Origin of the sequence: Leptospira neocaledonica (genome assembly GCF_002812205.1) — a bacterium.
Taxonomy (GTDB): Bacteria; Spirochaetota; Leptospiria; order Leptospirales; family Leptospiraceae; genus Leptospira_B; species Leptospira_B neocaledonica.
Window position 1 is genome coordinate 1 of sequence record NZ_NPEA01000034.1, and the last position, 839, is coordinate 839.

General features: G+C 44.2%; 1 protein-coding gene. It reads right to left on the minus strand.

The window, feature by feature from the left end; genetic code table 11:
• The coding region (locus tag CH365_RS19855; RefSeq protein ID WP_125226358.1) for a TIGR04388 family protein at nucleotides 1-839 on the minus strand (839 nt) is incomplete at both ends.

Genomic DNA, 839 nt, shown 5'->3' on the forward strand with positions numbered 1-839 from the left:
GCTGCTGTTCCTGGACCAGGAATAAATTGTAATGCAATTGCTGTAGCCATAGATAATGCTGTGGATAGCGCCTGTTGGTCTTGTTCCTTCCTCGCTTCTTTTGCAGCCTGTCTTCTATCAAATTCCTGCCAGAGCTGGGAAAGCATTTCTGGATCCATATTCCCGAAAGAAGGAGCAATGGCCGTTGCTATTTGTAAGTAGATCTCTTCTTTAAGCGCTTGTTTATACTGACCTTTTAAATCTCCCTTTGCAAGATCACTCTGGAGATCCTTTCCACGAGAATATTCTGCCGCTTCTTTACCTTGGGCTTTGATTGAATCATCTAAACTATTTAATACTTTATCAGTGAGCAAAGTATTATTGATCGCTTTGACCATACCTATATTCGAAAGATCGCCTCCGAGTACGGTAGCAGTGTAATGCACTGATTCGGCAAGCAAGCTAGATGCCCCTACTATCACTTCGGATACTCCCTTTACAAGGACCGATCCGATCGGCTTTGTTATATCTCTGATCCCAGGAATTTGGTTCATGATCGCGCAAGGCAAACAGACAACCGCCAATCTTAAATCCATTTCTTGTTGTGCTTTTTGTTTTGCCTTCTTGTCGGCTTTGTAGTCGAAATATGCGGAAATTACATCTGGCGGTATACCGGTTGCTTTAGAAACCGCAGTGCTTACTGCGGACTTAGTCATTTCTTTTACTTGCTGTTTGGCCCAATCCATCCCGGAGCCACCGCTAAGAATGGTTTGTGCAATAGACACCATCGTAGAAGCTCCGCTTGCCTGAGCGATTGCATTGTCCTGGGCCCTTTTCTTTTCTTGGGCCACATATTTATC